This window comes from Treponema sp. R80B11-R83G3, assembly GCF_054786115.1.
In genome coordinates this window covers 1-515 of sequence record NZ_BDHF01000450.1, presented here as the reverse complement: position 1 = coordinate 515, position 515 = coordinate 1, and the positions used below count along the sequence as shown (strand labels likewise).

The following is a 515-nucleotide window of genomic DNA, read 5'->3' as shown; positions in this document are numbered from 1 at the left end:
GCGTAACTTTGGAAGCACCGAAGACGTAAAAACGGCAGCTTTTCCGGTTTTACGCCACAGAATAGAGCTTTCTTATGAAGCTGAAGCGGAAGGCATGGACGCGGACGCGGTTATAACCAGAATATTAAGCCATGTTCCCGTTCCGTAAAAAAACTTAATATGGAAACAAGCGAATTACTGCGGACTATTATTAACCTTCCCATTTTTTCAAAAGGGCTTGCCGATGAAATGCTCGCGGGAAATTTCAGCTCTATCTTTAAAGGGCAGGGAATGGAATTTGACGAGGCGCGGCATTACGAGCTTGGTGATGACATTAGATCAATAGACTGGAACGCGAGCGCCCGCTTTGGCATTCCATTTGTAAAAATGTTCCGCGAAGAGCGCGAATTAACTATTTTAATTTTACTTGATATTTCCCCCTCCATGCACAGGACGCATATCGCGCAACAAGGGTTAAGCCCTTACGAACAGGCGCTAATATGCACGGCTTTAATCGCCTTTTCCGCAGAGCATAC

1 protein-coding gene and 1 pseudogene are annotated in these 515 nt (G+C 45.4%); both read left to right on the top strand.

Translation table 11 applies throughout. The annotated features are described in order from the left end of the window. Positions 1 to 148, top strand: a pseudogene (locus tag ACYVRH_RS14415) (AAA family ATPase); the annotation flags it as partial. A gap of 11 nt (positions 149 to 159) precedes the next feature. Further along, the coding region (locus ACYVRH_RS14410) for a DUF58 domain-containing protein (protein WP_461257559.1) at positions 160 to 515 on the top strand (356 nt) is incomplete at its 3' end.